The sequence below is a fragment of the Robertmurraya sp. genome, assembly GCF_036676585.1.
GTDB lineage: Bacteria > Bacillota > Bacilli > Bacillales > Cytobacillaceae > Robertmurraya_A.
This window is the reverse complement of record NZ_JAKFCQ010000029.1, coordinates 1-9,185: the sequence shown is the minus strand read 5'-3', so window position 1 is coordinate 9,185 and position 9,185 is coordinate 1. Positions and strand designations below refer to the sequence as shown.

Annotated in this window: 8 protein-coding genes; 6 read left to right on the top strand and 2 right to left on the bottom strand. The window is 38.5% G+C overall.

Going from position 1 to position 9,185, the window contains the following annotated elements:
* Both ACGLXV_RS03495 and ACGLXV_RS03490 read left to right on the top strand, forming a co-directional pair.
* Positions 1 to 1,024 (top strand): RNA-guided endonuclease InsQ/TnpB family protein (locus ACGLXV_RS03495; protein ID WP_391557510.1); only part of this gene is annotated, 1,024 nt, incomplete at its 5' end.
* A gap of 269 nt (positions 1,025 to 1,293) precedes the next feature.
* Positions 1,294 to 2,106, top strand: coding sequence for an alpha/beta fold hydrolase (locus tag ACGLXV_RS03490; RefSeq protein WP_391557509.1), 813 nt, complete (start codon positions 1,294 to 1,296; stop codon positions 2,104 to 2,106).
* Between the two features lie 331 nt (positions 2,107 to 2,437).
* On the opposite strand, the gene ACGLXV_RS03485 is transcribed toward ACGLXV_RS03490, so the two are convergent.
* Entirely contained in the window at positions 2,438 to 3,631 is a 1,194-nt protein-coding gene (locus ACGLXV_RS03485) for a hypothetical protein (protein WP_391557508.1), read from the bottom strand.
* Between the two features lie 717 nt (positions 3,632 to 4,348).
* Here ACGLXV_RS03485 and ACGLXV_RS03480 point away from each other — a divergent pair.
* The 3 genes from ACGLXV_RS03480 (at position 4,349) to ACGLXV_RS03470 (ending at position 6,697) form a co-directional block, all read left to right on the top strand.
* Complete coding sequence (locus tag ACGLXV_RS03480; protein WP_391557507.1) at positions 4,349 to 4,894, top strand: hypothetical protein; 546 nt, start codon at positions 4,349 to 4,351, stop codon at positions 4,892 to 4,894.
* Between the two features lie 1,107 nt (positions 4,895 to 6,001).
* Positions 6,002 to 6,403 carry a hypothetical protein gene (locus ACGLXV_RS03475; protein WP_391557506.1) on the top strand — a complete coding sequence of 134 codons (402 nt, stop codon included), beginning with the start codon at positions 6,002 to 6,004 and terminating at the stop codon, positions 6,401 to 6,403.
* A gap of 129 nt (positions 6,404 to 6,532) precedes the next feature.
* Positions 6,533 to 6,697, top strand: a complete 165-nt coding sequence (locus ACGLXV_RS03470) for a hypothetical protein (RefSeq protein ID WP_391557505.1) — start codon at positions 6,533 to 6,535, stop codon at positions 6,695 to 6,697.
* Between the two features lie 123 nt (positions 6,698 to 6,820).
* Here the strand turns inward: ACGLXV_RS03470 and ACGLXV_RS03465 are convergent, their stop codons facing one another.
* Positions 6,821 to 7,015, bottom strand: coding sequence for a hypothetical protein (locus ACGLXV_RS03465; protein WP_391557504.1), 195 nt, complete (start codon positions 7,013 to 7,015; stop codon positions 6,821 to 6,823).
* A gap of 292 nt (positions 7,016 to 7,307) precedes the next feature.
* On the opposite strand from ACGLXV_RS03465, the gene ACGLXV_RS03460 reads away from it, so the two are divergent.
* Entirely contained in the window at positions 7,308 to 9,068 is a 1,761-nt protein-coding gene (locus ACGLXV_RS03460; RefSeq protein WP_391557503.1) for an OmpL47-type beta-barrel domain-containing protein, read from the top strand.
* Positions 9,069 to 9,185 lie beyond the last annotated feature (117 nt).

The following is a 9,185-nucleotide window of genomic DNA, read 5'->3' as shown; positions in this document are numbered from 1 at the left end:
GAAAGGCATGGGAGCCAAGAAAAGCAAACGGAATGTGCCCACTGGGGATGTACTGGTATCCAAAATCCCCTTACGTCTAACCGCTGAACAACGTCTGTTGGTCGATCATCTACGTCAAGAATCCGCACGGTTGTGGAATGATATCTTGGATCATCACGGGTGGCTTTGGCAAACGTGGAAGGTGTGGACCAATGAAGCGGAACTGAAGAAGTGGTTCAACTCGCAAGATTATGCTCTCCACTCTCAAACCATTCAAGCGATCGTTGAGCTGCACCAAGAGACCTGCCAGCGTACCTACGAGCAGCGGGTGAATGGCAACAAGGATTGGAAATATCCATGGCGGTATAAGAAATACTTTTCTGTTCGGTACAAGAAAGCGGCGATCCATAACAAGGGAGATGTTTTGAAATTCAGCAACGGATTGAAAGAAAAACCATTGGTGGTGAAATGCCCGAAACATATCGATCCGTCTGTTGTTAAACATGCAGAGATCGTATGGCACCTTAACCAGTACTGGCTTCATCTGACGATTGAAAAACCAAAACGTCAGCAGGTGCAAGGAACAGGGGTAGCTGGTGGTGATCCAGGTGAAATTCATGCTCTGACGTTATCTGATGGGAAGCAGCATGTCATTTTGACAGGAAAAGAACTCCGTTCTCTCCACCGACTACGAAATAAAAAACTGGCATGGTTCCAAAATCGGATTTCACGGACACAGAAGGGGTCTAGTCATCGAGAGGCCTTGATTGAGAGAAAACGAAACTTCTTAGCATGGATCAACCGTCGCATCGAGTATGTGGAACATGCGATTTCCAAGCAAGCCATTCATTGGTGCATGGATCATGGGATTCAAACCGTCTATATTGGTAACCCGGATGGGGTGCAGCGGAACACGAAGAAAAAACGGTCACGGGTCATCAACCAAAAGTTGAGTCAGTGGTCATTCGGAGAGCTGTTCCGCAAGATCCGATACAAGGGCAGATTCTATGGCATTCAGGTGGAGAAGATCTGTCCCTTATATTAAGTTTCAGCCTAGTAATAGGGTGGATAGAGGAAAAATTGTCTGCTATTCTAATTTGTAAGCCCTTTCAACACCCCGAAGTGGAGTGATAAGGGAAATTACTTCCTCTATTCATCCCTAATTTCTACCCAAAATAAGAATAGGGGAGAATTATTCCCCTATGTCAACCCTGACATACGTCATCACTCACAACCATGTATAGACATTAACCTATGTATGCCTACATGAGTAACTTATTGTTAAAGCCACTTTAATAATACGGAGGAATCGGTGTGGGATACTTTATTTGTGTAGAACCAGGCGTGAGTATATATGTGGAAGATATCAACCCCGGGGGCAGCAAGACCATCGTATTTATACATGGCTGGCCGCTAAGCCATAAACAGTTTGAGTATCAGTTTGATGTTCTTCCCGCAATGGGATACCGCTGTATAGGACTTGACTGGAGAGGGTTTGGTAACTCGGATAAACCAATGAGCGGTTATAATTATGACCGATTGGCAGATGATATCCGCATTGTAGTTGGTGCACTTCAATTAGACAACTTCACACTTGCGGGTCATTCCACGGGTGGAGCGATCGCGATTCGGTATATGTCCCGCTACAATGGTTATGGAGTATCCAAACTTGTCCTTATAGATGCTGCAGCACCTATAGGCTTTACAGCAGAAACTGCAAATAAACTTCTTGCCGAATCGTTGAATGATCGCCCTAAGATGATGCGGGGAGTGACAGACACCTTTTTCTTTCAGTATATAACCGATGCTTTCTCTGACTGGTTTTTTCAATTGGGATTACAGGCAGCGGGTTGGTCAACCGCGGCAATCATAATTCTGCTGAGAGATGAGAAGCTGTATGCTGATCTGCTAAAAATATGGGTCCCTACCTTAATCGTTCACGGCATTCATGACAAAGTGATTCCATTTGCACAAGCTCAGGAACTAAATCAAAAAATAAGCCACTCTCGGCTTGTCCCGTTTCAATATAGTGGTCATGGTCCTTTCTGGGAAGAACGTGACAAGTTTAACCAGCTATTGACACAATTTATCGGCTTAGCTGAGAAGCCCCCTTCTTCAACAAAGTAGGGAGGGGATGAATCGGGTTCGGACAAAGGAGGGTGGATACCCTCCTTTGTCCGACATGAAACCACACGTAAAGAAAAATGGATATCAAACACAAGTTCTTATATAATAGTTCAAGAGAGGTGAGGAAACGATTACCATTACAATAAAGTTACCATTATTTGAACCTACAAAAATAAAACAAGACCAAACATTTACCTATAAATTGTGGTTGTTGTTTCTGATCGGCTGCTGCTAAATCTTGGTGTTCGATTTTTACGACGAAAATGATTGAGCATCGTCGGTCGGGTAAATCTATACAACTCCTGCTATTCTATTGGTGAAGGGAGGTCATTTAAATTCTTATATCCCCACGTCGAACGAATCCTTTATGGAGTCCTTGATTAGCTTGATACTGATACTGGAACAAATTTTGTACTAAGGATTGCATCATGTCTAAACGAAGTTGATGTTTGTTGATCGGCTTCAATTCTTCTGGTTTCTTTAACTGCGGCTCGTCTAATTTATCGTTCTTCTTACTCTTCATTTCACGGAATCTTTCTTGGATTTCCTGGATGAAATTTGAAAAACCATCAACATGAATTTTACCATTTTTTATTTTATCTCGAATTAATTCTTGGAAATAAGTAGCTTCTTCCTTATTTTTCACATTCACTTCCATTTGGAAGGATTGATTCTTTTCATTTATGAGATGAATGTGTAGTTTCCCGTCAAGAAAAGTGATACCGCTACCTTTGGAATAATCGATACTCAAGCTGCCCGTAATCTCAATGTCCGCACCTTTGCCGATAATCAGAGTTCCGCTTTCATTATCGGTATCCCCGACACTGCTGATTTTCACTTTTGCACCATTTTCAACAATCAGGGTATCGTGACCATTATCTACACCGATTGATCTGCTAAACTCCACCTTCGCGCCATTTCCAATAATCACGTTATCGTTTCCGTTATCGATGCCAACAGAACTGTTCCAACTTACTTGTGCCCCGTTGCCGATGATCACTATATCATTTCCGTTATCGATGCCAACAGTGCTGTTCCAGTCTACCTTTGCTCCATTTCCAATCATCATCAAATCATTGGAATTGTCGAATTGGGTAGAGGTATTGAGGTTGATTTTTGCACCGTTCTCAACGATTAACATGTCATTTCCGTTATCGATGCCCACCGAACTATCCACGGTAACTTTTGCAGCTTTTCCGGCAATCAGGAGATCAGCGGTATCGGTTGAGAAGTCACCGACTTTAACACTTACTACGTCCGTTCTTACTTGACTCGTTTGGATTGAAAATTGAATAGGATTAACAGAAGTTGGCGGAGAGTATGTTGATTTGGATATAGTCTGGCTGTTCCCGAGCTCTACCTTGTCAACGGGCTCAAACAACGGACTTTCATGATTGGCTAATGCTTGCTGGGTTTCAGCGAGGGCCGATGGGTTGGATTTATTCCCATGTCTAAGATGCTGGAGTTCCGCGTTTTCTATACCTCTTAGCTTTTGGATCCCGTTATTGATATGTATATTCGTCATTTTATTCCACCTCTCCTCACGATTCCTTTTCTTATAATATCGGTAAATTATGGAATATAGTTTAGTAGAATTTGTATATTTTATTCTTTGTTAAGAGGTTAGAAGCTCTATCAGAGATCGATAGCATGAGGGCGGCAGATGCTGACATCCGTATTTTTATTGTTTCTCTAACGGAAATTTATAGTGTGATATAGTATGCTTCGGCGTCCCTTTTTTTTATTAAAATGCAACTGATGTGTCTACCTTGTCTAGGGGGCTAAAAAGGTCAGTAGAAAATAATGAATCCTTCTCCTCTATATCCCTAGATGTATTACCAGAGAACTTTTCATGTCCATTTGATTATGATTTAGTTTTTTCAAAGTTTAACTTTAAGTCTAATCTTGATGAGGGGCATGAAATGGGCTGCTTATTCTTTTCATGCACTAAACGATAGCTAAAACAATCAACCTGAACCATATTGCTACGGAATTTAAAAGAATTTTTGAATCGGAACGAGGAGAAATATTTGAATTGGGTTAGAAGGGGAAATTCCCCATATATTTATGCAATTAGAGCAAATAACCTTGATTCTTATGAGACACTCATTGTCAAAAGCGAATTTTGAACTCGTTGTTATTTCAATAAACGGGGATGGGGATCGATAGCTTGATTAATATCCTAGACGATACCTGAATAAACGGTATAATTATATCGAGAATGATTCTATAGGAGATTACTATGCAAACAGAAATATTGACTAGTGGGATTGTTATTATAGGTATAATCATTGCAGCAGGGTTTATTATTCGGACAATAAAGAAGATTATTGGAAAAATCCTTACCATTATTATTGGCTTAGGAGTTATATTGGGAGTCATTCAATTTTCTCACTCTGAGGGGGGACTCGTGGCCCAGGTAGCAAAAGTGAATCCATCTGTAGCCGAGGAATATGGACCGTTGCTCATGCCCATACAGGATATCGCTGAAAACTTTGAGGTGAAGGGAAACAAGGTTCATTTCTCTTCTGATCAACAAAAGATATACGGAGAAATTGGTTTCAAAGATAGCAAAACCATGGTCTTAGTCGTGAATTCTGATTTAGAGCCCGTTACAGCTGGAGTTCTGAAAAGGATAGCGGTTAGCTTTACAGAAGACCAGAGTATTGGAGACCGCATTGCCGCAATTCTCCGATCTCCCAAAGAAGCTAAATACCCTTTGGAAAATGGAAATCTCCTCATTCAAGGAGAACAGGCTACCTTAACTTTAAATAAGGTCTTGTATTAGAAAAAATGATAAGCCAACCTTATGGTTAAAATATATAGACATCTGTGTATCAGAAAAAGCCTGTAACTTACTGAGTAATCTAAGTTACAGGCTTCTCTTTAATCTCTTGGCTCTATAATTTTTATTAGATCTGCTCCTGCAAAGAAATTTGAGGTGAAAAACGGGAAAATCGAAGAAATAAAACATAACAATGTTAAAGGTTTTTATTTCTCCTCTTATGGGTTACAAGAAGGAGTAAAAGGTCATTATACACCTAAAGATAAAGCGGAATAGTAGCATCGCTCCAAATGCGAGGCAAGGTGTTAGCTAACTGTAATATTTCAGCGCGATCTTCCTCCGTTGGTCTCCAGCTGAGCCTCGAACAGTATTGGCCATATTCTTCTTGAAGTCGCATTAGCTCGATTTGGAGTTTTTACAAAAATGGAGAAGAAATAAACCTAGACGAGATTTTAGGAGGACAAGGTTCAGGTCCTGATGAGTTAGTTTCAGTAGGTGTAAGACAAGCGAAAGCAAAACAGTTAGAAAAGCCTTTTAAAATAAGATTCGTTTTTTATCATTATCAGTAAAAAAAATTATAAAACGAGTAATTTAATTTGGCAGACTAAATGTTCTGCCAAATTTTTTTCATCTCGTCCTGAACTTAAATAACTTATTCCGCTAAACGAAGATCTATATTTAAATAACCTTCTCCAGTTTAAAGATCGTTCCTAAATCTTAGGGACGGGTCTTTTCTACTGAACCAATATTAAAAAGCAGAACGTGTTCCCCGTTCAACTTCAGAAGATTTACAGCAGGGCATGTCAGGGTCCTGCTACTTACACCACGTTGAATCAGTCCCATTTCGTTCGATGTCGATAAATTGGGATACCAAAAATTTTGTATGTAGCGACAATGTAACGAATATCTTGGGGAAATAGATGCATTATTGCTTTTTCAACTTTAACCCATTTGTTTTTCTTCAATTAAAGGCCCTCTTTCATGATGATGTAGTTAAAAAACATCTTATGAGGGATCGAAAAGAAAATGACAACTATTGTTCAGACGAGCAATTTCAGCTACAAACCCTATATGATAAAATGAAATGAATACTAAATAGGAGTTGGTTTTTTGAGGTGGATTTTCTCTGTCTTGGCTGTTGTACTTTTATTTTCATGGAGTTTACGATGGACTAAAGTTGAAAAGAGACATTCCATAAATGGACATGCTTCAGTTGCTTATAAAAAAGACAATTGGACGGGGCAAACGTGGATAAGTTATGGACCTCCACTTGGAGAAGTTCTTATTGATATTCCGCTAGTTATTGATTCAAAAAGGTTTGATGCTAATGACCACATTGTGAATGAACTTGTGAAACATGGAAAATCAGGATACCTTGTTGATGCATGGCGTAAACGTGATTTAGCCACTTATATTTGGTTCACTCTTACTATACTATGTTTAATCAGCTCAATTATTGGGTTTTGGAGAATTAAAAAACGAGAGAAAAATGTAGGGAATTTATTAAACTAATGAGGATCGATAGCAGGGGAATAGGACTGGCATCGTCCCCTGTTTTTTGCTCGACTAACGGGAAGAAAAGTGGAACTTCAAATTTATGGAATCGTATAAAAAATAGTGAGTTTTAGAGGAGGAATAAAGTTGGTTCATTTTCAATGGGGGACTGCTATATATCAATTGGTTATGTTATTTATATTTATCGGAATACCATTCGGTATAATAATCCTGTTTTTTAAGAGAAAAAGTAAAATAGCAGAATTGGAAAAGAGAATTGAGCAATTGGAGAAAAGACAAAAGGATGAATAATGGATGTTCTTATTCAAGTAACGAGGATCTATAGCGGAATAAACGAAAAGAAGCCGACTCTCATTAATATCGGCTTCTTTGTTTTAGCGTGTTTTTTCCGTCAAATATTAGCGAAACCCCATTTCAGGGATTATCAGAGGAAGAAATCATCTTCTCCAGTTCCCTCTTTGCATACCCAATCCCAACCATGAGACCCATGTTATATTGACACATGGCATAAGCTCTTTCATTGGAGTAATCTTCATGTACCATCTCAAGGAGATGTTCTAATTCCTTGGTAATCCTCCTTAAGTCTTCTTCGATGTTGTCACGGTTCACGATATCACCTCTTGATACAGGAACGTTTGTTCCTATGTCATACCCTATAAAAGCTAATATGATCAATGGAAGAGGGAGTAATAATCGAAGAGAGCTGTATAAGCGGTTTTTCTAGTTGCCTAATGGCTCTTTTATTCTACTAAAGTGAAATAACAGAATCTAATCAATGATAAAACCAAGCTTTTCTCATAAATATTTAAAATTCTTACAAAACATGGTAAATAATGATATTCTTTAATAAGAACAGATAGTTCTTATTAAAGAATATTCGTGAGAAAAGGGAGGAAAAAGGATGAAAGATGCTAAAGGATCAAGCAGAAAAATCTTAGCATTAATCTTATCTTTGTTAGTTTTATTCTTGACAGTAACTGCAAATACAAATGAAGTTGGCAGTGAAATAATCAGTTCATTGCAAGGAAAAATAACAGATGAGAATGGACAGCCTGTTGAAGGTGCTTCAATCAAAATTGGAACATACTCTCCAGAATTAGGATTTCGGTTTGTAGGTTCCGCTTCAACTAATAAAGAAGGTAAGTATTCGATTCCAAATTATACTCGGGGGTTATATGATGCAGTATCCGCTGTAATATCTGTAAAAGGATACGTCGTTGTGTACAGTGTAAAATCTCAAACGCTGAACTTTCAAATTCCAGAGAAAAGAACAATCCTTTCAGGAAAGGTTACATATGCAGACATGTATCAAACACCTGTTGAGGACTATCAAGTAAATTTAAAAGTATATTTAGGTACCGGTGGTGGTCGGATTAATATAGCTTCTACATTAACAGATTCGGAAGGTAATTATACATTTTCCATAATACCTGGCGATTTTGATTCTGCACGTGGAGAAAATAGCTTTCAAATGTTTTTTGGAAGTAATCCTGAGAAACTAGTTGAACATAACGTTGAACTTCAATTGGGAGAAAGTGGCATTATTAACCATCAAGAATACGATATTCCTTCAGGAAGAAGGCTTAATGGGCGTATTGAAGGTTATATAATGGACGAAAATGAGGTTCCGATCAACGATGCTATAGTCGAGTTAGTTGGATTTGATACCCCTATCATCCAAACAGAGGGATTATTTATTTCCGACATAATAAAAGGAGGACACTATACGTTAAGAGTTTCTGCTCCAGGATTTTTTCCATTAGAAGAATCATTTGATATTAATGGAGGGGACACCCATTTAGTACTTAAGCTTACCAAGAATAATCCGCCTGTTGTCACTGCGATTGTTGACCGTTCTCCTGATCATAATGGTTGGTATAATAAAGATGTGACTGTTTCATTTCAAGCTACTGACGATGATTCAGTTCTCTTCATTGATCCCCCAATCTTAGTTTCCACGGAGGGTGTTGATCAAGTAATAGAAGGAATGGCAGAGGATACCGCAGGGTTGATTGGTATCGGTTCAATTAATATTAATTTAGATAAAACTCCACCTGTTACAACAGCGTCTGTTTTAGAAAGTGCATACCAAAACAATTGGTACAAAACTGATGTACATGTTACTCTTTCGTCAAATGATAACCTTTCAGGAGTGGATAATCCGAAGTATAGTCTCGACAATGGAAATACATGGACTGACTATAATGGAGTTATCACCGTTTCTAAGGAAGGCAAAAATATTCTCCAATATCGAAGCTTCGATAAGGCAGGAAATATTGAACAGACAAAAGTAATAGAAGTTAATATTGACAAGACACCTCCATCGTTAAATTTAACTCTTGATAGAACCGTTCTTTCACCAGCTAATCATAAAATGGTTTCCATAAATGCAATAGTTAATGTAATTGAGTCGGTATCTGGCTTAGATTCAGTAGTTTTTACATCAATTACAAGCAATGAATCAAGTAATCAATTAGGTGCCGGTAAAACATCAGCTGATGTTCAAAATGCTGATTATGGTACAAATGATACGACGTTTGATCTTCGTGTAGAAAGATCAGGAAAAGGTGAGGGACGTCTATATACTATTACTTATACTGCTACAGATAATGCGGGTAACATTTCTACGGATACTGCAACTGTGACAGTCCCTAAGAAATAATTGTCTAGACATTTACTCAAGTATTGTCCCTCGTAATAAAAACGAATTGAGGATATAGTATTTCGAGATACAGGGAAAGATTAAATTCGGCGGTTCCGAGCATTTTATAAATTTGTT